Below are 23,891 nucleotides of genomic sequence, written 5' to 3'. Positions count from 1 at the left end.
GTTATCCTGTTCATAACCGATTATGCATCTGTTTTTTGGCCGCTGGTTTTTTGACTGCTGTATAACTGCCCAATGCTGTCTTTTGCTACTGTCATCTCGTTGGCACTGACCACTTGATTGCGACCACGATCTTTGGCTTCGTACAATGCTTTGTCTGCGACTCTAATCAAACGCTGACAAATATCACTAGGCAACTGAGCATATCGCAGCTCTGACACTGGTATAGATGCGCGTTTGCTCTTACGAGACTTAATTGTCGGCAGCTTCGATAATGATGATGTCGCCACTGTTTCTTTGGATTTTATGGATGCATATCTTTGTCTGATGCAGGCGCGCTCAGCATGAGTCAAGGTATAAAGCCCTAGACTCGCCGTTATCTTAAAGCTTAGATTATGGTCTATTTGAAACACATGGGTAGCAATATCGCAACGCAGCTGTTCGGCAATAGCCATCGCTAGATCATGCGCTATATCAGGCAGAACAATTAAAAATTCCTCACCTCCGTAACGACTGACAATATCAGTCTCAGTGAGCTTGTCTGTCAATATATTTGCAACTTCTTTTAATACATGATCGCCGACATCATGACCGTAATTGTCATTGATGCCTTTAAACAAATCTAAATCGAGTAAGATAACAGTATAGTCTTGGCTTTTAGTGAGTTTAGCGAGCGTTTGACGCATTTTAGTGAGGCCGCAGCGGCGGTTTTTCAGACCTGTCAGCTCATCATGATTGGCATGCTGCACGATTTGTTTTTTGCTATTGTCCAAAATTAGTAGCAGCGTACTAAAAATATATACCATAAAAATGGCTTTGGGCAACGCTAAATACATATGCGTCACACGCCAAAAGAATACTGAGGAGCGCCGAATCTCATTGATACTATCCCAGCTAAGCGTACCATCTTGAAAAATAGTGGCTTCTATCGCATTCTCAATACTTGTCATCTCGCTATAGGTTTGATAACTGTACGTACCAAGCGGTAATGAGGGGATATTTAGTTGGCGCATGCTAGGTAAAGTCACACCCAAATAAGGCAAAATCGCCATCAGGACAATCAAATAAACTTGAATCAAGAACGCATACCAAATGTAACGCCGGCGTACTAGCATCATCGCAAGCATCGTACCGCCAACGAGCGATACACCTGAGACTAAACTGCTGTGACCCATTACCAAAACGACAACGGCAATATATAACCCATATACACAAATGAGTACGATTTGCCAATTATGTAGGCGCTTAGAGTCGTCTCTAATATGAGATAAGTGACCTACCATCCAGCAAAAAAATATCCCTATGAGCGTTATAACAGCCCATATGGGATACAAGAGAGCCATGTCCACATAGCCCTCTAGTGCCTCTTGTCGTAACCAAACAAACAGACACCATAACCAATGCATGGTGATTTCCATCACGATGAATATGGCTAACAATGATGCTCTATCCGCAGCTTGCCACTCAAAAATCATCTGAGAGAGTTTTTTGTAGCCTGCCCGGTATATCGGTGTAACCATATACGCGTTACCACGTGCATATTTGTTCATTCTGTCATCAAGACCAATACAAACGTTGTGGTTTGTAAATAGGTGCTAACAGACTGATAGATGAGTTTAAAGTAACAAAGGTCTTATGCCTTGATTACTACATTAGTACTGAACTTAGGGTATGGCAGATGACGATACTTATTGGTTTAAATCTTAAACATTTGATATGCATTACAATTTTAAATAAGCCGTCGATTGACGCAGCACTATACTCGTTTTTGTGAACGTAATTCTTACCTATATAATTCTAGTATGTTTATTATTGATTTTGGCAACTTTCAAATCATTTGGCAATATTATTGTTGTCAATGGTCTCTATATACGACATATGGTTAATAACTGTCCAATAATCAATAATTGCTATGTTGAAAAAGTTGCCAAACGCCGTGCTGTTCAGTTGACAAGGTTGGCACGTCTCCAATACGGCGCCATGGCATATTGCTACCGTGAAAGTCGCTGCCAATTGAAGCCACAAGTCCATGTTCAGCGATACTACGATCAACCATTCTTCGGGTACTGATCGGCTCACTGGTCGCTGGCAACTCACAAGCATCGCCGCCAAGCTCAGCGAACTCAGCGATAAGCTTACGTACGCGCGTGGCTGACAGCTGATAGCGCGTTGGATGTGCAAGTACTGCTTTACCGCCACATGCATGAATCAGCTCAATACCTCTCGCCATACTAAGTGCGTCAATCGCGACGTAAGCGGCTTTATTGTCGGCCAAATATTTATCAAAGGCTTTTTGTACGGTCTTGACATCACCGCGCTCAAACAACACCTGACCAATATGCGCTCGTCCAACCGCTTGCGAGTTACCACCTGCTTTATCGAGTATCGCTTGCCATAGCTCCTCATAGTCGGTATCTAATAGTTCACTCAGCTTTTCGGTAATTCGTTGACCACGAGTGGCACGGCTGTCTTGTAGCTGCTGTAGCGTTGCATGCATTCTATCTAAATCGGTAAAATCAAGCCCGACGATGTGAATGATCTTGTTGGTCGATTTATTTTTGCCATAACCGCCAGTTAGCGTATGTTCGCAGCTGATTTCAACACCATTAATAAGTGTCATTCCGCACGCTGTGGCTGTCGCTCTAGCTTCATCAATACCTAGTAGCGTATCGTGATCCGTCAATGCCAGTACATCGACACCAGCTGCGTGCGCACGCTGTACAACATCTGCTGGAGCGTAAGTACCGTCTGAACAGGTACTGTGACAATGTAAGTCGATTTTCATAACGTTAACCTTAGATGTTGATCAAATATATGGGTTTATAAAGGGCCAATAATGGCTTAATAGAAAACAATAACAAGATTGTCTAGCACTTATACTTATTATCAATATGTTTATGATGTTGATTGCTTTTTTTTGCCTCAGTAGACGTGTAAACTACTCACTACGTTTTTGTTGGACATTCCACTTGTTATGAAAGCATTACTAGACTTCATTCCTTTGATTGCTTTTTTTGTTACTGCTCGTCAAAGTGGTATTTTGGCAGCAGCAGGCGCTTTGCTTATTGCAACTATCGTTGTTTATGCTATTCACTTTGTGCGTCAAAAAGGCAAATTTGATAAACAGCAATGGGTTGTATTAATACTGACCATTTTATTTTGTGGGGGTACGCTACTTTTGCGTGATGATATTTATCTGCGTTGGAAATCGCCGATTATCAACGGTATCTTTGCGTTAACGCTGATTATCAGTGCTGCGATTAATAAACCCTTGATGCAGCTTGCCATGAAAGAGGTCTTTTCGCTTACCATGAGTGGCTGGAAAAAGCTTACTATCGCTTGGGCACTGTTCTTTGCCTTTATGGGCTTTTTACATTATATCACGGCATTCACGATGTCTGATGAGGCATGGATTAACTTTAAGACCTATGGCTGGATTCCGATTATGCTGGTGTTTGTTGTCGCTCAATTTGCGGTATTAAAAAAGCATTTAAATCCAGCTTTAACTGATAAGTCTGCAAAATAAAAAAGTATTGCGATAATAACCAACCCTTATTGTCAAATTGACATTATCATTATAAATCATCATTTTTTATTTTTACTATTCATAAAGGAAGGGTCATGTCCTTATTTGCCATCATCGGTCACGACGTCGCCAATAGTACAGCACAGCGTCAAATCACCCGCGCTGAACATGTTGAGCGCTTACAGCGGTTAATTCAAGAAAACCGTCTTATTATCGCAGGCCCTACGCCTATCGAGCACGGTTTAGAGGCGATGTCAGGTAGCCTAATTATCGCTGACTTTGACTCTTTAGAAGCAGCGCAAGCATGGGCAAACGATGAGCCGTATTTACGGGATGGCGTATACAGTCACGTGGATATCAGACCCTTTATCCATACCTTACCAAAAGCAGATGATAACGCCTCGAATAAAGTAGTAAAGTCGTGAGTCAGCGAATATCCTTATCAAAAACTCGCCGCTATCAACATGGCCTGGCTAGTACGTTTTTGCTCATCGCCATGTCAGCGCATGCGGCGCCATCAGTGAGCAATACTGATTCCGTAGCAACGTCGTCTGCCACCAATCAAAACACTTCTGTCCAGTCAACATCAGACCAAACATTGTCAGCTAGCAATACTTTAGCCGCACAGATTCAGCCTTCAGACAAAGCCTTATCTGAGGCCAATCAAGCGCTACTTAGTCGCAATGCGCAACTACAAAGACAAGTAAATGATTTGCAGACACAAGTAAACGTTTTGGTTTATGAGAGCAAAGGTCAATTGTTTTTATACGGTGCATTTACTGTTTTGATGAGCTTGCTTGTCGGTATTTTTATCTCATGGCTGGTGTTTGTCCGCCGTGAGCGCTGGTAGCTCTTTGTTATTGCCTTCTCTAATGTGATCGCCTATGTCTAACGCCTCTTCAAAAAATAGTAGCGCTGCCACGACACCTATGCAGCACCCTACCACACCGAATATCCACGCATCAGCTATCACACCTGCCAAGATCAACTGGCAGATGGACGATACGGGTAATAAAGTGCCGGTATCAGGTGAGTTTGGCGATGTGTATTTTTCGCATGCCGATGGCCTTGCAGAGTCGCGTCATGTGTTTTTGGCACACAATCAGTTGGTTGAGCGACTGACTAATCTTGCGCCAAGGCAATGCTTTAGCATCGCAGAATTGGGCTTGGGTACTGGGCTAAATTTGTTGGCAACGTGGCAGCTATGGCGAGAGCTGCGTCATGCCCATCCACACTTGGCAACAGCGAAGCTACACTTTATTACCACAGAAAAACATCCGATACCGCTCACAGATCTTACCCAAATCTTAGCTTTATGGGCACAGCGTGCGCCTGAGCTGTCTGTGCTGACTGCGCAGTTTTTAGCGGCTTATCCGCCTCTGATCGCAGGATGTCATCGTCTAAACTTCCTCGATGATAATTTGACTGTCGATATGTGGTTTGGTGACGCAGCTGATAGTTTGTCCAAATTGGCATTAGACGCCTCTATCAAGCCAGCACCCTACATTGACGCATGGTATCTGGATGGCTTTGCCCCTTCTTGTAATAGTACATTGTGGGCTGAAAACATCTTCGCACAAATACAGCGTCTCTCCTACCTTGGCACGACCGCAGCTACTTATAGCTGCGCAGGTATCGTCAAACGCGCACTAAAAGACTGCGGCTTTGAGATCAAAAAAGTCAAAGGCTTTGGCCGTAAACGTGAGATGCTCACCGCCATCATGGCTGAGTCTACCGATTTGTCAGATAACCGTAGTGATGCTCATGACTATCCTGATAATCAAGCTATTAATCAAGCTATTAATAGCGCCCATAGTATTGTCATTGGCGCTGGTGTCTCAGGCTTAATGACAGCGTGGTCACTTGCCAATCGCGGTATTAATGTCACTTTGCTAGATAAATCAGCACCTTTGGCCGGAGCATCTGGCAATCCTCGCGCCCTACTCGCACCTAAGATGACACCGATTCATCATGTCGATGAGCATTTGCATAGCATCGGTTATCTCTATAGCAGCCGTCTATATCGACAGCTTAATAAAAAGGCTGCAAAGCAAAATACAGCGCCCGTACTTGAGTTAACTGGCGCACTAGATTTGCTGATAAAAGCCAATATCGGCACAGAACAAATTGCAGACTATCCGGATGAGATGGCAACCACGCTATCGCTTGCGCAAGCACAAGAGACTACCGGATTAAAAACGCATGATTTATCAGAGAATTTGTACTTACCACAATCCGGTTTGGTCAACCCTCAAGCATTAAAAAATATAATACTGACCCATCCGCTCATCTGCTTTCAGCAATTAGACGTTAGCAATATTAACGAGATGGAAAGCTGTGTTCGTATTGAAGGCAGTAATCAGGACAAAGGCGTGATGACTATTAGTGCCGATAATGTGGTGATTTGCGCCGCTTATGAGAGTCACAAAATAGATCAGCGTATTTTTGATTGTCGTAAAATTCGTGGTCAGCTTTCGTGGTTCACGCCAACCACCAAACAGCTCACAAACCTACCTAAAATACCGCTTAAATATAGCGGCTACTGTGCCGTCTTTACCGCGCAAGCTGATGATAAAGAGTTGAATGATGTGGTAGAAGGTGCAGCGCATCTATTATTAGGCGCTAGCTTTATACGCAATGATACAGACACTGATATTCGTAATGAAGAGCACCATATTAGTCGTGAAAAGCTCGTCTCTGCCATTCCTGAGATGGAATCGGTTATTCCAGCCGATAGCAGTCTATGGCAGGGGCGTGCCGGCGTTCGAACTCAAACCCCTGATTATCATCCTATCGTAGGACGATTAGCACAAAGCCGGCGTACTTGGGTTATGAGTGCGATGGGCGCTAAAGGCTATGCGTTAGCGCCCATATGCGCTGAAACGCTTGCAGATATGATGCTAGGATCTTTTGCACCATTGTCAGCAGCGATGCGCGCGCGCCTGTCGCCCAATCGTACGCGCTTACAGACGCCGCTTAGTTAACATTCAAACCTGGTTTCAGCTTTGTTATGACTGAGCTTTTCACATTCTTGGCTATTTTATAGTATGAAGCTATAAAGTTGTTTCTAATAACGAGAGGTATGTAATGCCCTACCACCAAACCACGCTGACCCTGCCTGCCTATGCGCGCGGCATTCATATCATAACGCCAATGATTGAAGATGCGATTCGTAAGCTAATACCTAATTCATCTCAAGTAGGTCTAGTGCACCTATTTTTACAGCATACCTCTGCCAGTCTCGCGATTAACGAAAATGCTGACCCAGATGTCAGACTAGATACTGAAGATTGGCTGAATAAAATTGCGCCTGCTAATCAACCCGAGTACCGTCATACATTAGAAGGTTCGGATGACTTGCCAGCCCATTTTAAAAGTATAATGCTTGGGGTCAGTTTAACCATCCCACTTAGCAATGGCGTATTGGGACTTGGCAGGTGGCAAGGCGTATATTTATGCGAGCATCGAGATAACCTTGATAAGTATGGCGGACAGCGACAGCTCGTTATTACCGTAAGTACTTAGCAATATGTTGTTATCCAACAGCAGATGACAGCTCACTATGCTCAAATAAACCCTTTTAATGGAATAATAACCTTACTATGAAAGCCCTTGCTATAGCGTCACTAAAATCCAAGTCCTACTTGCGTGTTTTTCCCGCCTTTCTTTTTAGTGGGCTGATACTGACTGCTTGCCAAAAGACACCAGAACCTGAAGCAGCTAATGAGCCACAAGCTGAAACGACCACCGTTCAAACTACGTCTGTTAATAATGACAGTGATAGCAATGACAATAGTGCACCTATAGACAGCTCTCAAAACTCGGTTGATTCCACCGAAAAGTCAAAGAACGATGTTAGCGTAAACGAGCTTGAAAACGATATCGAAACCGTAGAAGTAGAACCAAATACAGCAGACCTGACTCCTAATCCAGAACAAGCTATTAAAGGCGCACAAATCACTGATGTCATTTACAAAAACGCGGCAGGTGAAACGTTATCCGTCGTCTTTGAGACCTCAGCAGCAGGCGTACTCAATGCCCTTGTCACTTTGCCTAACAAACCGACTATGATGCTCAGCGCACCCGAAGGCCAAGGCAATAATCCAACTTATCGTTCTACAGATGGTCATATGCAGCTGGTCACTCACGCAGGTGGTGGTAGCATCGACCTTATTAAAAACAATAATGTCACAAGCTTCGATGCTATCAGCGCTGATGCTGAAGTCGTCACTGAGTAAATTGTGAAAAGACACATAGCTTAAGCCTCTTAAAAATAATATTTTAAGCAATAAAAAGGCGGCACACGTTACTATCGTGTGCCGCCTTTTTATTGCTTTCTTTTAGCCAAAACCCGTTGTTTTACCAAACATAGCGACCAGCCAGCTCATCACGGCCCACAATCCCCAAACAACAAATATCAAAACGACTAGCCCTAATATGTCAGGTATATGCAGATAGAGCCAAGCCACGATAGGATTGCGCCAAAAGCGACTTTGCCGCTGCTTGTCTTCTAATGATTGATGTAAAAATGGCCGATCCATATGCATGGTTTCAGTGATGCCATACTCATCTTGTAGGTGCTGATGTACGATGCCCAAGGTCTTACGACTAGGACGTATAAAGATATCCAGCAGCGTCCCAATACCAGGTACAATGCCAACCACCATATCAATTAGCGCCAGTCTGACTGCTGGCGTCATCTTATGTGCTGGGACGCCTAGCTGACGACCTAATATAAAAGCATAGCTGGTCAACGCGAGTCCCGCCAAATCTCCTGCTAGCGGAATGGTCGAAAGCGCCGCATCAGCGCCCATCCCTTGCTTAGTAAACGGCACACGCACGAGCGAATCCATAGTGTTGGCAAACTTCGCCAATTTACGTTCGGTAGCAATGACTTGCTCGCGAGTCAAACCATGCTCAGCCAGCTTTGCCTGATAATCGACGCTTGGACCATTGAGGTCAACCCGCTTTCTCGCTTTTGACTTTGAGAGCTTCTTGAATTTATCCATTAAAAGTCGTCCATAAACAAGCAATTGCGATAAGCGCAAAGACGTAGCGCCCGACCCATATATTGGCTAAAAATGCCTGAAAGCAAGACATCGCATGACGAGTGGCACAGGCGCTGTTTTGCTTAGCAAACATCATTGCGACCAACGCTAGTCCAAATACTGGAGTGATGCCCAGCGATGTCGGCGCAAAATAATGCCACATTACCACGCCCATAATGAGCAAAAACAACATTTGCAGTAACGAGATGATAACGACATCATAGCGGCCAAAGAGTATTGCCGTAGACTTGACTCCAATCTTTAAATCATCCTCACGATCCGCCATGGCATACTGGGTATCATAAGCCACCGTCCAACACATATAAGCTATAAACAACAACCAGCACCAAATGTCAGGCGCACCTTGCACCGCTACATACACCATTGGTATCGCCCAGCCAAACGCTGCAGCCAAAAACACTTGCGGTAAGTGCGTAAAACGTTTCATAAACGGGTAAATAAAGGCCAGTATGACTGCTCCTAAAGACCAATAAAATACTTCGATGGGCAAGAAAAACAATAGACTGGCACTCAATAATACCAACACTAAAAATGCAGCAATGGCCTCTTTAGCAGATAAACGTCCATCTGCTAAAGGGCGACCTTTAGTACGACTGACATGACCATCGACTTTACGATCGGCAAAGTCATTAATCGCACAACCTGCCGCCCGCATAAAAATCGCGCCCAGTGCAAATAATATAAATACCTTTAGGCTGGGCAGACCTGCCGTTGCCCCTTGCTGCTGCGCATGGCCCATAGCAGCCAGCATCACGCCCCAAAGTGTGGGCCAAAGTAGCAGCTCTATACCGACTGGCTTATCAAAGCGTGTCAGCTGCAAATAGGCGTGTAGTTTGTCTGAAAATGTCATGGTATTTTAATTATCATCAATAAAAAGTTATGTATGCGACTTATGTTTTTGGTTAAGATTACTGGACTTGCTGCCATAATTTATTGGCTTCAATCAATGATAGCTCAGGGTATTTTTTACGCAGCGCCTTGATGGCTGCCACTTTATTATTTTGCGTTGTTTGAGCTTGCTTATGCAGATAAGTTAAATACTCTTGTGAGCCTCTTAGTGCTTTAAGAGACGCTTCAAGCCGGAGAATCCGAGTACGCAGTATGATATTTATCAATAACAACCCTGCCCCCATCACCCATATGATTAACGTCGACATTCCTTGCTCCTAAATCCATGAGTCCTAAATATATTCCAGCAGCACGGTAACGTTCTAAAACTGGATTGCCTAGATATCAAACAAAATAACCATCAAAACGTACCGCTTCATTATGCCAACTTTCACTTGGTTGTTGATTGGCAAGTGGCGGCGCAAGCTGTGGCCGTTTTACCACCACGCGGCCTTGTTTGTCGCTATTTCTGACGATAGCTTGCGCACTTTGTAGCAGTTGGCACTCTTCGTCCATTGTCGGCGGACGAGCCAATTGGTGTAAGGCTTGCATATGCTTGCCGACTTTGGCGCCTTTGCCCGTCTTACTATCTTGATAGCTGTCTTCTGGAAACATCGGATCCAAATATACAACGTCAATTGACTGTTGACTGGCGGCTGTCATCTCTGCATTTGACTGCGTAAAATAACTTAGCGCATCGGTATTGATGATTTGCAGACGGCTCATCAGCTTTTGCCAATTCGGTAGTGCATTCATACGCTGCTGCTCTACTAGTAGTAGCAACGCCATTAAAGGTTGCTGCTCAAGCATAGTGACTTGAGCACCGGTGCTGGCCAATATCAAGCTGTCGTGACCAAAGCCTGCTGTTGCATCGATAACGCGGCTGTCCGATGTAACTTTAGCCGCTTGCAGCAACAGCTCAGACTTACGTCCAGCGCTTACCACACGGCGCTGCAATTTATCCCATTCTGGGGTAACGCTCAATCCATCACTCAACCACGACAGCTTGTCTTTTTCATCCAATAATAAAATGGGTAAAGTGGACATTTGACTTAATTGCTTGCGACGTTTTTGATTGAGCTTTTCGGCAAACAATTTAGTCATTAGGCTGATGGGGAGTTGATGCTGTTCTATCAGGACGTGCAGGCGCTCAATCTGGGCTTGCTGATGCTCGCTGACATAAAGCAGTTGGCAATGACTTTGCGCACTAAGATTGTTAGCTGCTGGTAGCGACGCGCTCATGACTGCCCTTCTCTTAACGATTGATAAGACCATAAATCATAGTGCATGTTTAACCTGCCATTTGATAACCAAACAACCAAGACGCCAACAATACTACCACCCCAGTAATAATACGTAACCATGCAAAAATCGTAAAGTCACGGCGGCTTACCCAAGCGACAAGCCAGCGAATACAAAGTAGCGCTACAATAAAAGATACTACTGTGCCTACGCCTAACACCAGCCAATCTTCGCTACTGGTCAACACATCGCCATGCTTAAGCAAATCTAGTAATGCGGCACCAACGATGACCGGAATCCCCAAAAAGAATGAAAATTCTGCTGAAGCTTTACGTGAAACGCCAAGCCAGAGCGCACCAATGATAGTCGCACCTGAACGTGATGTACCTGGTATCAGCGCCAGACACTGAAACAAACCAATCATCAACGCTGTCTTTAGACTGACGTCTTCGGCCTCACGAGCAATGATCGTTTTGGGACGTTTTTCAACATAAAATATCAGCAGACCACCGATGATGAGCATGATAGCAACAGTAATAGGATTAAATAAGTAGGTTTTGATCTCATCAGCAAAAGTAAAGCCTACAAGCATCACAGGAACAGTAGCGACAATCAAGCTCAGCCCCAGCTGTCTTGGGTTACTCATACCGTCAGCTTTGCCCGTCAGCAGACCCATCAACGCTTGCCACAGCCTACCCCAATAGTCATAAATGACTGCCAAAATAGCACCAAGCTGTACCACCACCACAAACAAATCGACTTTATCTTTAGTCCAAAAATTCATTAAATCGGCAGATAGAATTAAATAACCCGTGCTAGAAATGGGTAAGAATTCAGTAATGCCTTCAACGATACCCATAATGACAGCTTGAATTAACAAGAGTATATCCACAATTATTTTCCTAAAAACAGACCTATTGGCCGTCCTATATTGTCGTTGCTTTTATAATAAGTTACACATAGCTACTATTGCCCATCTATATGCATTCTCTTAAATGAATATATTAAAAGCTATGCTTTACCTTGCTCTTTTAAGGTTTTCCATGCCTGATTGCGCAGATACTCTGGTAGCGCTTGCGCAGCCTCTGTACCGCCAGTACTCATAAATTGAGCAATACCTAATTGACCAATCACCACTGCAGTAGGCCAGACATCATCATGACATACTTGTCCATCATACAGTGTTAAGAGCGGTGCACCATTACCAACGATAGCAAGATTAAGCGCTGTCTGACTGTCATAATCCAGCAACCGCTCAGTACTATCGCTATTATCGACTGACACCGGCTGCATTATGGCAACGGGGTATTGCTCTGTTTCTTCTATTTTATATTGGCCAAAATAGACTTGTTGCATACGTGCGTCGAGGGCACTATATACGTGCGTCACGCCGTACTGCTGATACGCACACTGGGCTATGGCTTGTAAGCTAGACACACCTACACAAGGCAAATCATGTGCCACAGATAATGCTTGTACCACTGCAGTATTAATTCGAATACCGCTGAATGCACCAGGGCCACGGTTAAAGATTAATGCTTGTAGGTCAGCAAGATTGAGATTTGACTCAGACAGCGCTGCATCAATCATCGGCAAGATTTGCTGGGTCTGCTGACGTTTACCCGTCTCTGTATGGCTCGACAGCACTTGCCCACTCGCATCTAAGATGGCGATCGAACATTGATCAAACACGGTATCCATTGCTAAAAACATTGTAACCTCGGTTTATACTTTTGGCACTATAGTCAGTCCGCTATAAGATATTATAGCGTCTCGTTTGCAGTATTACCTCTACACTCGGTTGCTTTATAACAGTTTAAACTTATACTACTTCTATAAAAAATCAACTATAATCGATTAGATCTAAGAATAGATTAGCGCTGCTGGGATGAATTTTGCGCCACCTCTGAGACAACAGTACGCAAGTAAAATTTATACCAGTAGCACGTTTAAACTTATAACAATTTCACTTTGGACGACTATATCAAAAACACCCAAATAAAATTGGGCCTATCATAGCATTTAGAATAAGCCATTTTATGACTTTCTACGTTTTTCATACTTTATTCATCAAAAAATTTGCCTACAGTTTTCATAAAAAAAACCCAAAACTGCCTTAGCTTTGGGTTTTCATCAAAAAGAAAACTTACAATAACAGAAACTTGTCACTGGTCTATTAAAAACGCTTTTTAAAATTCTTAGGCGTCTGGTTTTGCAGCTCTTGCATCTGTTTTTGCATCTCTTCGGTGCTAGGCATATTATTGGGATCAAGGCCCATTTGCTTCGCCATTTGTTGCGGGTTCACATCTTTGGGACCGCCCTGCTGACCGCCACCGCCAAATAGAGGACCACCGCCCCCAGCTCCGCCGCCACCGCCCATTAATCCTTGCATCGACTTCATCATCTTACTGATACCTTCAGGCTTTGAGATCATTTTCATCATTTTTGCCATTTGTTTATGTTGCTTTAGCAAACGGTTGACGTCTTGAATCTCACGGCCAGAGCCTGCGGCGATACGGCGCTTACGGCTTGGATTGATCTTATCTGGATTTTTACGTTCAAATGGCGTCATAGAATTAATCAACGCTTCCATTTCACGTACCTTTTCCTCAGGCTTAGCGTCTTCGACTGCCTTTTGCATGTCTGATCCACCCATACCAGGCATCTTATCAAGAAAGCCCGACATACCGCCCATATTTTTCATTTGTTGAAACTGAGTCAGTAGATCCTCAAGGTCGAAATCACCGCCCTTTTGCATCTTTTTCGCCATTTTTTCGGCTTTGTCGCGGTCGATTTTTTGCTCGACTTCTTCAACCAAACTTAGTACGTCACCCATACCAAGGATACGCTGGGCTATACGCTCAGGATGAAAAAGCTCTAATGCGTCTAGTTTTTCGCCGCGACCTAAGAACTTAATCGGTTTACCTGTAATCGCACGGACAGAAAGTGCAGCACCGCCACGTGCATCACCGTCGGTCTTGGTGAGGACCACACCAGTTAATGGCAATGCGTCGTTAAAGGCTTTGGCAGTATTGGCCGCATCTTGACCCGTCATCGCATCGACCACAAACAAGGTCTCAGATGGATTAACCGCCGCCGTCAGCGCCTTAATCTCATCCATCATAGTGTCGTCAATGTGCAAACGACCAGCCGTATCGATGATTAAGATGTCTTGATACTGGATCTTGGCTTCTTCAATGGCGCGCTTAGCAATATCAATAGGGTTTTCATCAATGCTTGAATTGACAAACTTGGCATTTACTTGACCGGCGACCTGCTCAAGCTGTTTGATCGCTGCTGGACGATATACGTCCGCTGAGACTAACATGACTTTTTTCTTTTGGCGCTCTTGTAGATATTTGGCTAATTTACCTGCAGTAGTGGTTTTACCTGCACCTTGCAAACCTGCCAGCAAGTAGACTACAGGCGGTTTACCTGTCATCTCAAGCTGCTGATTAGCGCTGCCCATCATCTCGGTCAGCTCATCATGGACAATCTTTACAAAGGCTTGTCCTGGTGCTAGCTCTTTGAGTACTTCCGCTCCGAGCGCTTGCTCTTTGACGCGTTTGACAAAATCACGGGTTACTGGCAAGGCGACGTCAGCCTCTAACAGTGCCATGCGCACTTCGCGCAAGGTGTCTTTAATGTTGTCTTCAGTCAGTTGTCCTGTGCCAACGATATTGCGTAGGCTTGACGACAGACGTTCTGTTAAGGTATCAAACATAAATAACTCTCAGTTAAACAGTTAAAATATTTTTATCAAAAGGCTTTTTATCAAAATATATACAGCCAAAAAGCACTTTATTAATGAGGGACTAAATAAAATAGTTTGGAATACTACTCACTTAATTTGTGTACAATTTATCCAAAAACCACCACTTATTGATACTAGCGTATAATTTACGCTTTTAGCATTTGTAGGTTTGGTAACAACTGCCTTAATAGTCATAAAGAATAATGAAGATGATTCTCAATTAGCCTTCATTTTATGATAAATTGAACGATTATTCTAATAATACCACTTTAGCAATAAATTGAGCGGCGATTTTGCGCTCATTATGGGATGAGGTTTTTTACCAGTGCACCTTGTGTTTATCGTTGCCAGTATGGCTTATATATTGGTCAGTATCCATATCAGTTGGGCACTGACAAAAAATCACCTTATACATAAGGGTTTAAGCCTAGGTTTATTAACCGTTGGTATGCTTGCCCATGCCGCGCTATTGTACCCGTATGTCGTTACGTTATATGGATTAAATTTTAACCTATTTAATATAATCAGTCTCATCAGTCTATTTTTCTTATTCTTTTACGTACTCTTTTGCCTGTATCGCCCTATTCTTAGTCTCGGTATTTTAGCGGCGCCGTCGGCACTTATCGGCATGACGATAGGCTATGTTGGCCGCGCACCCTATCAACCGTTAACTGATGTAAGCATCGGACTTGAAGCACATATTTTATTGTCACTGGCCGCCTATTGTGTCCTGCTAATGGCTGCCCTACAAGCGCTATTTTTACGTCTGCAGATCCGTGAACTTAAACACCACACCATTCATCGCTTTTGGGTGAACAAACTACCGCCTCTACAAAGCATGGAAAGCCTATTGTTCGATATGATATTGGTAGGCTTTATCATACTAAGCATTGCGCTAGGCATTGGCTTTATCTACGTACAAGATTTAATGGCACAGCACATTGTACATAAAACAGTCTTTAGCTTGCTGTCATGGATATTGTTTGGCGTACTATTGATAGGTCATTGGCGCGCAGGCTGGCGTGGCAAGCGAGCGGCTAACATTACCTTTTATGCTTTTATCTTATTAGCAGTGGGCTTCGTTGGTAGCAAGTTTGTTTTAGAGCTGGTGTTATAAAACACTCTCTTTATCAAAACTATTTAATCACCAATTACCGACAATCTTTTTTAATTAAAAACCACTGTTTTATTACCTGTCACTATAACTCGGTTTTGCACATGCCAATTTACAGCGCGAGCCAATACATTGCGTTCAATATCACGGCCAATAGCACGTAACTCTATCACACTTTGGCGATGAGTCACACGGTGCACATCTTGCTCAATAATGGGTCCTTGATCAAGCTCCGCAGTGACATAATGCGCAGTCGCTCCAATCAGCTTAACGCCTTTTTCATAAGCCTGACGATATGGGTCAGCCCCCACAAATGCGGGCAAAAACGAATGATGAATATTGATAACCTGCATCGGCCAGCGTTCGATAAAGTCAGATGATAATATCTGCATATAACGCGCCAATACTAACAAATCATTACCTGCCATCAATGTATGAATCTGCTCTTCTGCCTCTACCTTATTATCTTTAGTCACTGGTACATGATGAAACGGTATACCGAAGTTTTCGACCGCTTGGCGCAAGTCAGGATGGTTACTCACTATCGAGGTAATCTGACAATCGAGCAAACCTCGCTGATGACGCCATAACAAATCTAATAATGCATGATCAAACTTCGATACCAAGATACCGACTTTCGTCTTAATTGCATTGTCATGTAGACGCCAAGTCATGTTGTGGCGCTTGGCAACAGTATGTGCAAAGCTGGCCTCAAAGTTTTCAATAATCTCACTTAAACCTGCTAATGCAAACTCCAGACGCATAAAGTATTGCCCGCCTTCATGAGCGGTAGAGTATTGGTCAAGGGAGATAATATTGCCGCCATAGCGATGAATGAATTCTGATACTGCCTGTACAATGCCTGCTTGATCGCGGCACTTAATCAATAATGTAGCGGTATCAATAGCATCGAGAGGGAATGATGCATTAGACACAGCGTGCGATAAAGCACTTGATGAAGTCGTCGTTTCAGTATCTGACATAGAGCACCCAACCTAAAATAGAATAATTGCTTTTTGTATTTTAATAACCACTAAGAGCGTAGCAAATTCACTATTCTAATTGTTTTTACCACTTTTTGCTGAATGTATTTCGTTATTGAGATTATGAATGTAAAAACCCCCAACGCGAGGTTGGGGGTACGTATTAAATATCAATGATATAAGTAAATATTGTAAATCATTGCTCAATTTTGATAACTTTAGAAAAACCAAAACCGTTGTTATTTACAGTTACAGTTGAACCAAGTTCAAACGCTTTATTGAAATCTATTATATATGTATCAAACCCTGCATTTGGCTGATTACCTGATTGCTCACCATTAATTGTTACGTTGTAATTTGGCGAATATGGAGATAAAGTTACTCTTGTACGCGGTATATTCTCATTTATCGTCACACTCAAGCTATTGGTACATGTAGCACCACCCGTACCAAACGGACTTGCATTGTTAATCCAAGGAGTTATTAAGGTAGAACCATTTATTATTAGGTCATCTACTGAAGTTGGTAGTTGGTAGTTAATGCTTTGTGTGTTTTCACTACCATTGACAAAGGTTGAAGCATCAAAGCGTACTTTTACCCAGTTCGAATAGCGTAGTGGGTAGCGAATATCAAAGTCAGCGCGACCTTCATCATCTGTGATAAATGAGTAACCATCTTCTGAAACAGTGCTACCAAGAATAGTGACTGGATTAATAGCTTCAAGCTTACCACTAAAATTTTTATCTTCATTTAATATAGGGTCAGAATCTTGATCTAGCGTGTAATTGTAGTTAGCATCTTCCGTAGGATACCAATCAGACTTTAACGGTACTGGTGTTTTTTCAGAGTACGTTTGAGGCTCTGGTGTTGTAACCTGAATCACCTTACCATTTTCGTCTAATTCCTCGATATCAGCAGCTTGATAAGTAGTTGTACTATCTAACAGACAATATACACCTTGTGCATATTCAGTAGCGTAAGACTTAATTGACACTTCCTGATTAGGCACAGCACGTCCCGAACCGTCCATCACTGAAATTGAAACACGTTTCGTATAATAAATCGTATCAGAAGAAACTACATTACTAAAGGCTAACGTGGTATAGACCGCTTCTTTTGAAACGGTAATGTTGGTGGTCTTACTACCAATACTTGCATTGTCTTGTAACAAGCGTGCATTGATAATCACACCACCAATCGGTGAGCTAGCATTGGCTTGATAAACCACTCGTGCCTCACCTCTGCTATTTGTCACTGCCGTAGCAGCTGACAAACGTCCTGCTGATGAATCTGCCGCACGACTAAACACGACCGTTTGGCCCTCTACAGGAACATCGTTTTTGTCCTTCACCGTAGCAACAATTTCAGTACTACCACCTGGCGTAATAACGGATTTTACTGCTTGGAACAGCATTTTCGCAGGTGTAGTGGCACGGAAGCGTGTATCGACGGTAGTTTGATACTTAGGCTGACCATTAACATTTTCACCCAGTACAGTTGCTTGTAGTACCGTAATACCAGCAAGCTCTGACGTTAAGGTAACAGGTATCGTAATAATATTGCCACTTATGTCATTGGCAGCAATAGTTTTGGTAACGATGACATTATTGCTAACAGCACTACCACTAGCAAACTTACCTAGTGTGGTTTGCACCTCGACTTGCTTACCAATTAACTCCGCTGCTTGAGCATCTGTATCACGACGTATTTGAACCTTAATGGTATGGGCTTTATTGACATCGTAGACATCTGTAATATCGATAAAGCTGATACCTGCCTGTGAGACTTTAACCAAATCAATACTGCTGATACTGCGCTGAATATTGACACGTTCCTCACCAATAGCGCGAGCAAATACACGTAAGTTACCATTGCTATCAAAGCTCAAATCAGCTTCGTTAATATTAAATACTGCTTGACCATTTGCATTGCTAATAGCAGTCGCACTAGAGTGGATAACATCACCGTTCGCGTCGACTAACTCCATACCAGCATTGGCAATAGTACGTCCCGCACCATCCACTAATGTGGTTGTAATAGTAGTAGAAGCATCATCTTTTAAATTGGCTTCTGTCGCAGCAAGCGTAATCTCTGTGCCAACTGCTGATAAGCTTAACGACTTCTCCTCACGCACTTGCATACTAACATTACCATCCTCGTCATATTGCGGCGTGACGATTTTGGCGTTAATCACGACACTATGATTAAGGCGTGCATTGACATTATTGGCCGTTAGTAACACACCAACATTTATCAAGCCACTAGCATCAGTAGTTACCATGCTTGGCGTAGATAGAGCGGCCCCGCTAGCTGCTAAGTTTTCTATATTTAATTGAACTGGCACCCCTACCAAGATGCCACCACTGCTATCGGTTACGCGGAAAGTGGCGTTAGTTTGATCGCCACCAGTGTTTAAAGTAGGTTTGTCAGAAGAAACTAGAATTTGATAGCTATCAATACTAGTAGAATCTACAGCTACAATGTAGTTTTGCTCCAACTCAACATTTTCAACAGTTGTTGTCTTGGCAGTTAAGCGAATACCAGCTTCTTCTAAAATAGCTTGATTCACGCTAGCACCGTCTGTGAGTGTAAGATCAAAACTAGCGACGCCATCGTTGTTAGTCGTGGCTTTGCCATTAGCAATGTTCACGCCAGTCTTAATAGGATCATCGACATTTAAGCGCACTTCACGTCCTGCGATACTACCTTTTTTATCAGTCACGCGTACAAATACTTTGAACGTATCCCCTTGAGTGTTAACTACTTTGTTTGCACCAATGCTCAAGCTCTCTTTGGTACCCGTTGGTGTAACGGTGTTAACGGTAACGGTTTGCGTAGCGATATTACTACTAGAGTCAGCAGCTGATAATCCCACGACGAAGCTACTACCAATAGCCGCCTTTTGCTCAGTGGTTAAGTCGTTGGGTACAGCAATGCTAAATGTCGCTTTGCCTGAGTTGTCAGTGGTCTGGTTACCACCAGAGACCAAAGCAACTCCTTGACGAACAATAGAGGCTGGAAGAGCAAGGAATACTTTTTGTCCATCTACAATATTGCCTTTACTATCCTTTGCAATAACCTCAATCTGACTCTCACCGCCATTTAAATTAAGTGGTTTTAATGCACTGCCTAGTAAAGAGATAGCGGCGGTCATAGATTGTACTTTAATTTTGACCTGCTGCTGCTTTCCAGTTAATGTTTCTGTTAAGGTAGCAGTTAATACTGTTTTGCTAAGCGCCTCTTTTTCTGCATCTGTTAATCCGCCTCCTACCACAACATTAAAATCAACCAAGCCATTGTTATCTGTATTAGCAACAATATTTGATGAGCCAGTTTGATTATTGATGGTTAATAAACTTGCCAACGACTTATCGTCGAGGGTAAGTTTGACTGGTTGATTGGCTACTTGTTCGCCTGATGATTGATTATTGAGCTGTGCCTGTATTTTAGCAACACTACCAGCATTATTAAGAATATAGCCTGCTTGGTTATCAATATTATTCGTTGCATTCAAAATGTTTAGAGAAACGGTAGGAGTAACGATATTAACTTTTTGTATTTCAGACTTATAAGTAATATTATTTTCAACGTAAGATAGCTGATAATTAATTCCTACGCTTTTGAGATCAGCGCGCTGCTCGGCAGTTAGATTGTCTGGTATCTGAACGACGAAAGTTGCATCACCGTTGAAATCTGTAGTCGCTGTCTCTTGAGCAATAGTAACGCCATAAGTTTGTGCTTTAGCGCCTAGTTGAATATCAACTTTTTGGTTTGCAACGGCCTGTGCTTTACCTTTAGCCGTCAGCCTAACATTAATGTTGCCGCTACCACCGAGCTCACTGATTGTTGGAGTTATGATAGTGTCAAACTCAATACTGGTGTCTGGTTGTTCAACCTTGATGGCCTGAGTAATTTTGGCTTGAGTACCATCTTCATCAGTTAAGACAGCAGTATAACTGATGCCAGACTTTATCAATTGGTCACGCTGAGCGGCTGTCAAGCTTTGGTCAATTTTGACCGTGAATGTCGCTACGCCAGCATCGTTAGTATCCTGCTGATTACCAACGATAGTTACGCCTGCGCCTTTATTGATAATTAGCTTTACTGAGCGAGCATTTGCAGCGCTACCATCTTTACGTTTACCAATAACCTGTAGCTTAAACTGCTCATCTAAGACGCTAACGATCGCTGGTACGCTTTTGGCTGTCAATGTTATATCACTTTGTCCAATGTCCGAGCCAATAGTAATGCTTTTACTACTTGCCGTACTGCTAACGCCAGAATCTTCCACAGCGTTGATACTTAAGACAAAGCTTGCCGCTTTTTCTAATGATAATTTTTGTGCTTCATTCAGTCCTGAAGGTACACGCACTATATAGCTTACAATACCCTTATCATTAGTAGCTTGTTCAGCACTACCGTCAATAGTCAATAAGCCTTTACTAGTCAAAGCCGTTGGTAGAGTCGCTGAAACCAATTGATTGGCTACTGCTCCTCCATTTTTACTATTGACTCTAAAACTAATCACTGCACTACCACCAGAGCTTGAGATTTGTTTTTTGTCACTTCCTTCAAAACTCACTACGTTCTTTGCAACTGGTATTTCAACTGAACTTTTAAATGTTTTAGGAGTGATTGAACGATTGGGTTCCGACAATGTCACTGTATAGCTGATGCCATCTTCAGCGAGCATTTTTCGTATAGACTCCTTAAGGTTAGGTGCTATCGTCAACGCAACAGTCGCTTGACCTTTATCATCTAAAGTCAGCTGATTGGTTGCCAGATTCACACCATTAGGTGCATCATTAAGCTTGACAGTGACTTTAGCGCCGTTAATATTGGTTGATACGCTACTATTTTTTGGCTTAGCAGTAAAAGTCAGCTGTTGTGTATCACCATAAGCACTAAGTGGCTCTGCGCTATTGGTCATGCTTAACTCATAGTCAGATACAGGCAACGCTATAGGTAAATAGCCTGTATCTTGTTTGGTAGCACCATTTTGCTCTTGGATACTGATAGCATATGCAATTCCTTCACCTTCGAGCAATGCAGTAAGCTCTTCTTGCAATGCCTCAAGCTTATCCGCATCTTCATCTGTCCAAATATTCTCTTCTATTTTAATATTAAAGGTTGCCATGCCATTAGCATCAGTAACTTTACCATTACCCCCTACGATAGATATACCCTTAATACTATCAATACCGAGTCCAACTTTTACATCTTGAACACGAGCACCATTGTTGTTTTTAGCAATGACAGTCAGCTGGGCATTATCTCCATAAGGGTTTAGAGTATTATTAGAAACTGAAATTGTGCTTAATGAAGAGGTGATTTCAAGCTTACTTTCAGTGACTTGTGTACCATCGCCACTGCCTTCTTTGCTTACTGAAACCTTCAACTCTTGCGGTGCAACAGCTGTACCATCTGCTTTCTCAGCAGTAGCCAATAAAGTAAAGCCTTTATTTATCAGTTCGTCTTTGTCATCAACTGCTTGCGGATTGAGCTTGAGCGTATATACAGCATTACCGTCATTATCGGTAGCTTGAGTACTCTGACCTTCGATAGTAATGCCGTTGGTTTCAGAGTCATTTACTTTTAAAGTAACTGCTTTGCCAACCATTGCTCCACCAGAGTTTTTCTCAACGGCTTTAACAGTAACAGTAAAGAGAGTTTCTTCATCCGATAGCTCAATAATGGATGGTAAGGTAGTAAGCTTTTGCAAAAAGAAATCAGGTTCAGTATCTGGAACTTGTTCGCCCCCACCATTATTCCCATTACCCCCGTTACTACCACCTGATCCTGGCTGCTCAATACCTAAATCAGGTGCAGGTGCAACAGAATCTACTGTGTCACCATCACCCCCTCCACCACAACCTGCTAATGCCAATGCACAAGTCAAAGAAGTAAGTTGAAACAGCTTAGAAGTAAAAGGTAGCGAGCTATGTGACATGTTTTGGACTCCGAATCCGAATCAGCTATGATATGTTCAAAAATACAAGCAAGAATCGTACCCAATCTATAAATGCATAATAAAAATAGATAAAGTTACATTCTGTTTACTCTATATATATAATGTATTAAAATTATAACGGTAACCTTACTGACTTTTGTTGTAACTTACAACTAAAAATTATACCTATAAGTTAAGTAATCAATCACATAGCAGTGTCAATTCAAGGTATAATGACGCTTCTATAAGACGATGTTTATCGTAAAATAATTTGAGTATTCACTGATTTTATGGTATAAATGTCGGCTTTAAAATTTTCTGAATTGGTCACTCTGTTATTTGCCTTTATATGACAGTAAAACCAGCTCAACCTTCATATAGTTTTGTTTGGTGCAAAGCTGCTGCTTGCTGTGTCCATGCCGCAAATACGCGCAACTTGCCCAGACTGGTATGAGAATCCCTCATACCGCATAGATTAGGAGTTCGCCATGTCTAGAGTTTGCCAAGTGACTGGAAAGCGCCCTATGGTGGGTAATAATGTTTCGCACGCAAACAACAAAACCCGTCGTCGCTTTCTACCAAACCTTCATAACCATCGTTTTTGGGTAGAGTCAGAAAACCGTTTTGTTCGTCTACGTGTGTCTACCAAAGGTATGCGCATCATCGACAAAGTTGGTATTGATAAAGTGTTAGCAGATTTGCGCGCACAAGGTCAAAAAGTTTAAGCCACGCGCTTATCACCACCATCTAAAGGAAAGCTATCATGAGAGATAAAATCAAGTTGGTATCGACTGCTGGTACTGGGTATTACTACACTACCACCAAAAACAAGCGCACAATGCCTGGCAAAATGGAGATCAAAAAGTTTGATCCTAAAGTACGTCAGCATGTGATCTTTAAAGAAGCAAAAATCAAGTAATAGTGATTGCCTTATTATTTGACCATAAAAAAGGGTTTATCAATTGATAAACCCTTTTTTATGGTCTGTAATTTAGCTTTTTATGAATAAACTGCTATAGTTTCACTCATCGCACATTAACTATAATGCGTGGGTTCTTTATCATAGACATGCGCATGCCATTGACTCATCTGTTTTTGCATGATGACCTGAATTGCAGCATGAATCATATGCTGACCGATCGCTTGAGTATCACTACCGAGCAGCTCTTTGAGCTTGTCCGAAAAATCAATCGTCATCAATGGGGTGTCGTCCTGCTCAGCATCACGTAACAATAATCTGCCGTCATCACTTTCTACCAATTCAAGAGTCGTTTCTTTACCAAATCCTGCAAACTTATCTTGGTTGTCGTTGTCTACTTCTATCTCATTATCGATATCGTATGGCATCTAATATGTCCTCAATTATAC

General features: G+C 42.7%; 21 protein-coding genes. 9 read left to right on the top strand and 12 right to left on the bottom strand.

The genetic code is table 11. The features are described 5' to 3' along the window. Window positions 1–20: 20 nt before the first annotated feature. Entirely contained in the window at window positions 21–1,547 is a 1,527-nt protein-coding gene (locus ACTXGH_RS01040; protein WP_443561654.1) for a GGDEF domain-containing protein, read from the bottom strand. A gap of 350 nt (window positions 1,548–1,897) precedes the next feature. Then, window positions 1,898–2,782 carry a PHP domain-containing protein gene (locus ACTXGH_RS01035; RefSeq protein WP_439295719.1) on the bottom strand — a complete coding sequence of 295 codons (885 nt, stop codon included), beginning with the start codon at window positions 2,780–2,782 and terminating at the stop codon, window positions 1,898–1,900. Between the two features lie 189 nt (window positions 2,783–2,971). Between ACTXGH_RS01035 and ACTXGH_RS01030 the strand changes: the two genes are divergently transcribed. The 6 genes from ACTXGH_RS01030 to ACTXGH_RS01005 all read left to right on the top strand — a co-directional run bounded on the left by ACTXGH_RS01030 (window position 2,972) and on the right by ACTXGH_RS01005 (window position 7,761). Next, window positions 2,972–3,523, top strand: a complete 552-nt coding sequence (locus ACTXGH_RS01030; RefSeq protein ID WP_299217503.1) for an inner membrane-spanning protein YciB — start codon at window positions 2,972–2,974, stop codon at window positions 3,521–3,523. Window positions 3,524–3,618: 95 nt separating this feature from the next. After that, window positions 3,619–3,948: a YciI family protein gene (locus tag ACTXGH_RS01025; RefSeq protein WP_439261817.1), complete on the top strand. Its 330-nt coding sequence runs from the start codon at window positions 3,619–3,621 to the stop codon at window positions 3,946–3,948. Next, window positions 3,945–4,373 (top strand): hypothetical protein, encoded by a 429-nt coding sequence (locus tag ACTXGH_RS01020; RefSeq protein WP_439295720.1) that lies wholly within the window; start codon window positions 3,945–3,947, stop codon window positions 4,371–4,373. Before ACTXGH_RS01025 ends, ACTXGH_RS01020 begins: the two co-directional genes overlap by 4 nt. Window positions 4,374–4,407: 34 nt before the next feature. Continuing rightward, window positions 4,408–6,507 carry an FAD-dependent 5-carboxymethylaminomethyl-2-thiouridine(34) oxidoreductase MnmC gene (mnmC, locus tag ACTXGH_RS01015; protein ID WP_439295721.1) on the top strand — a complete coding sequence of 700 codons (2,100 nt, stop codon included), beginning with the start codon at window positions 4,408–4,410 and terminating at the stop codon, window positions 6,505–6,507. Window positions 6,508–6,610: 103 nt separating this feature from the next. After that, on the top strand, window positions 6,611–7,048 hold the full coding sequence (locus ACTXGH_RS01010) for a secondary thiamine-phosphate synthase enzyme YjbQ (protein WP_439261823.1): 438 nt from the start codon (window positions 6,611–6,613) through the stop codon (window positions 7,046–7,048). A gap of 77 nt (window positions 7,049–7,125) precedes the next feature. Next, complete coding sequence (locus tag ACTXGH_RS01005) at window positions 7,126–7,761, top strand: hypothetical protein (RefSeq protein ID WP_439261824.1); 636 nt, start codon at window positions 7,126–7,128, stop codon at window positions 7,759–7,761. Between the two features lie 102 nt (window positions 7,762–7,863). Here the strand turns inward: ACTXGH_RS01005 and ACTXGH_RS01000 are convergent, their stop codons facing one another. From ACTXGH_RS01000 to ffh, 7 genes are all read right to left on the bottom strand, one after another. Then, entirely contained in the window at window positions 7,864–8,532 is a 669-nt protein-coding gene (locus ACTXGH_RS01000) for a DUF4112 domain-containing protein (RefSeq protein ID WP_439261826.1), read from the bottom strand. Continuing rightward, window positions 8,525–9,442, bottom strand: coding sequence for a 4-hydroxybenzoate octaprenyltransferase (gene ubiA / locus ACTXGH_RS00995; protein WP_439295722.1), 918 nt, complete (start codon window positions 9,440–9,442; stop codon window positions 8,525–8,527). The genes ACTXGH_RS01000 and ubiA overlap by 8 nt, the downstream gene beginning before the upstream one ends. Before the next feature lie 58 nt (window positions 9,443–9,500). After that, complete coding sequence (locus tag ACTXGH_RS00990) at window positions 9,501–9,749, bottom strand: hypothetical protein (RefSeq protein ID WP_439261830.1); 249 nt, start codon at window positions 9,747–9,749, stop codon at window positions 9,501–9,503. A 76-nt stretch (window positions 9,750–9,825) separates the two neighbouring features. Beyond that, complete coding sequence (locus tag ACTXGH_RS00985) at window positions 9,826–10,722, bottom strand: class I SAM-dependent methyltransferase (protein WP_439261832.1); 897 nt, start codon at window positions 10,720–10,722, stop codon at window positions 9,826–9,828. A 49-nt stretch (window positions 10,723–10,771) separates the two neighbouring features. Then, window positions 10,772–11,614 (bottom strand): undecaprenyl-diphosphate phosphatase, encoded by an 843-nt coding sequence (locus tag ACTXGH_RS00980; protein ID WP_299217524.1) that lies wholly within the window; start codon window positions 11,612–11,614, stop codon window positions 10,772–10,774. A 119-nt stretch (window positions 11,615–11,733) separates the two neighbouring features. Beyond that, complete coding sequence (tsaB, locus tag ACTXGH_RS00975) at window positions 11,734–12,435, bottom strand: tRNA (adenosine(37)-N6)-threonylcarbamoyltransferase complex dimerization subunit type 1 TsaB (RefSeq protein WP_439261836.1); 702 nt, start codon at window positions 12,433–12,435, stop codon at window positions 11,734–11,736. Window positions 12,436–12,898: 463 nt separating this feature from the next. Further along, on the bottom strand, window positions 12,899–14,446 hold the full coding sequence (ffh, locus tag ACTXGH_RS00970) for a signal recognition particle protein (protein ID WP_439295723.1): 1,548 nt from the start codon (window positions 14,444–14,446) through the stop codon (window positions 12,899–12,901). Between the two features lie 382 nt (window positions 14,447–14,828). Between ffh and ACTXGH_RS00965 the strand changes: the two genes are divergently transcribed. Next, a complete protein-coding gene (locus ACTXGH_RS00965; protein WP_439261839.1) occupies window positions 14,829–15,593 on the top strand; it encodes a cytochrome C assembly family protein in 765 nt (254 codons plus the stop codon). Between the two features lie 50 nt (window positions 15,594–15,643). On the opposite strand, the gene purU is transcribed toward ACTXGH_RS00965, so the two are convergent. After that, window positions 15,644–16,573, bottom strand: a complete 930-nt coding sequence (gene purU / locus ACTXGH_RS00960) for a formyltetrahydrofolate deformylase (RefSeq protein WP_439261841.1) — start codon at window positions 16,571–16,573, stop codon at window positions 15,644–15,646. A gap of 196 nt (window positions 16,574–16,769) precedes the next feature. Further along, window positions 16,770–22,523, bottom strand: a complete 5,754-nt coding sequence (locus ACTXGH_RS00955) for a hypothetical protein (RefSeq protein WP_439295724.1) — start codon at window positions 22,521–22,523, stop codon at window positions 16,770–16,772. Window positions 22,524–23,011: 488 nt separating this feature from the next. On the opposite strand from ACTXGH_RS00955, the gene rpmB reads away from it, so the two are divergent. Next, window positions 23,012–23,248 (top strand): 50S ribosomal protein L28, encoded by a 237-nt coding sequence (rpmB, locus tag ACTXGH_RS00950; protein WP_075100488.1) that lies wholly within the window; start codon window positions 23,012–23,014, stop codon window positions 23,246–23,248. Between the two features lie 38 nt (window positions 23,249–23,286). Then, window positions 23,287–23,442 carry a 50S ribosomal protein L33 gene (gene rpmG / locus ACTXGH_RS00945; protein WP_010201403.1) on the top strand — a complete coding sequence of 52 codons (156 nt, stop codon included), beginning with the start codon at window positions 23,287–23,289 and terminating at the stop codon, window positions 23,440–23,442. Window positions 23,443–23,558: 116 nt separating this feature from the next. On the opposite strand, the gene ACTXGH_RS00940 is transcribed toward rpmG, so the two are convergent. After that, window positions 23,559–23,870: a hypothetical protein gene (locus tag ACTXGH_RS00940; RefSeq protein ID WP_439295725.1), complete on the bottom strand. Its 312-nt coding sequence runs from the start codon at window positions 23,868–23,870 to the stop codon at window positions 23,559–23,561. Window positions 23,871–23,891: the final 21 nt, after the last annotated feature.

It is taken from the genome of Psychrobacter sp. 1Y10, from assembly GCF_052259005.1.
GTDB lineage: Bacteria > Pseudomonadota > Gammaproteobacteria > Pseudomonadales > Moraxellaceae > Psychrobacter > Psychrobacter saeujeotis.
The sequence above is the reverse complement of the archived record's forward strand: the minus strand, read 5'-3'. Positions and strand labels throughout refer to the sequence as shown.

Coding starts and splice junctions, on each gene's coding strand:
- ACTXGH_RS01010 (WP_439261823.1), top strand. CDS start 6,611: ATGCCCTACCACCAAACCACGCTGACCCTGCCTGCCTATGCGCGCGGC.
- mnmC (WP_439295721.1), top strand. CDS start 4,408: ATGTCTAACGCCTCTTCAAAAAATAGTAGCGCTGCCACGACACCTATG.
- purU (WP_439261841.1), bottom strand. CDS start 16,573: ATGTCAGATACTGAAACGACGACTTCATCAAGTGCTTTATCGCACGCT.
- ACTXGH_RS00985 (WP_439261832.1), bottom strand. CDS start 10,722: ATGAGCGCGTCGCTACCAGCAGCTAACAATCTTAGTGCGCAAAGTCAT.
- ACTXGH_RS01000 (WP_439261826.1), bottom strand. CDS start 8,532: ATGGATAAATTCAAGAAGCTCTCAAAGTCAAAAGCGAGAAAGCGGGTT.
- ACTXGH_RS00965 (WP_439261839.1), top strand. CDS start 14,829: ATGGCTTATATATTGGTCAGTATCCATATCAGTTGGGCACTGACAAAA.
- ACTXGH_RS01025 (WP_439261817.1), top strand. CDS start 3,619: ATGTCCTTATTTGCCATCATCGGTCACGACGTCGCCAATAGTACAGCA.
- ACTXGH_RS00990 (WP_439261830.1), bottom strand. CDS start 9,749: ATGTCGACGTTAATCATATGGGTGATGGGGGCAGGGTTGTTATTGATA.
- ffh (WP_439295723.1), bottom strand. CDS start 14,446: ATGTTTGATACCTTAACAGAACGTCTGTCGTCAAGCCTACGCAATATC.
- ACTXGH_RS01035 (WP_439295719.1), bottom strand. CDS start 2,782: ATGAAAATCGACTTACATTGTCACAGTACCTGTTCAGACGGTACTTAC.
- ACTXGH_RS00940 (WP_439295725.1), bottom strand. CDS start 23,870: ATGCCATACGATATCGATAATGAGATAGAAGTAGACAACGACAACCAA.
- rpmG (WP_010201403.1), top strand. CDS start 23,287: ATGAGAGATAAAATCAAGTTGGTATCGACTGCTGGTACTGGGTATTAC.
- ACTXGH_RS00955 (WP_439295724.1), bottom strand. CDS start 22,523: ATGTCACATAGCTCGCTACCTTTTACTTCTAAGCTGTTTCAACTTACT.
- ubiA (WP_439295722.1), bottom strand. CDS start 9,442: ATGACATTTTCAGACAAACTACACGCCTATTTGCAGCTGACACGCTTT.
- ACTXGH_RS01005 (WP_439261824.1), top strand. CDS start 7,126: ATGAAAGCCCTTGCTATAGCGTCACTAAAATCCAAGTCCTACTTGCGT.
- ACTXGH_RS01040 (WP_443561654.1), bottom strand. CDS start 1,547: ATGAACAAATATGCACGTGGTAACGCGTATATGGTTACACCGATATAC.
- tsaB (WP_439261836.1), bottom strand. CDS start 12,435: ATGTTTTTAGCAATGGATACCGTGTTTGATCAATGTTCGATCGCCATC.
- rpmB (WP_075100488.1), top strand. CDS start 23,012: ATGTCTAGAGTTTGCCAAGTGACTGGAAAGCGCCCTATGGTGGGTAAT.
- ACTXGH_RS01030 (WP_299217503.1), top strand. CDS start 2,972: ATGAAAGCATTACTAGACTTCATTCCTTTGATTGCTTTTTTTGTTACT.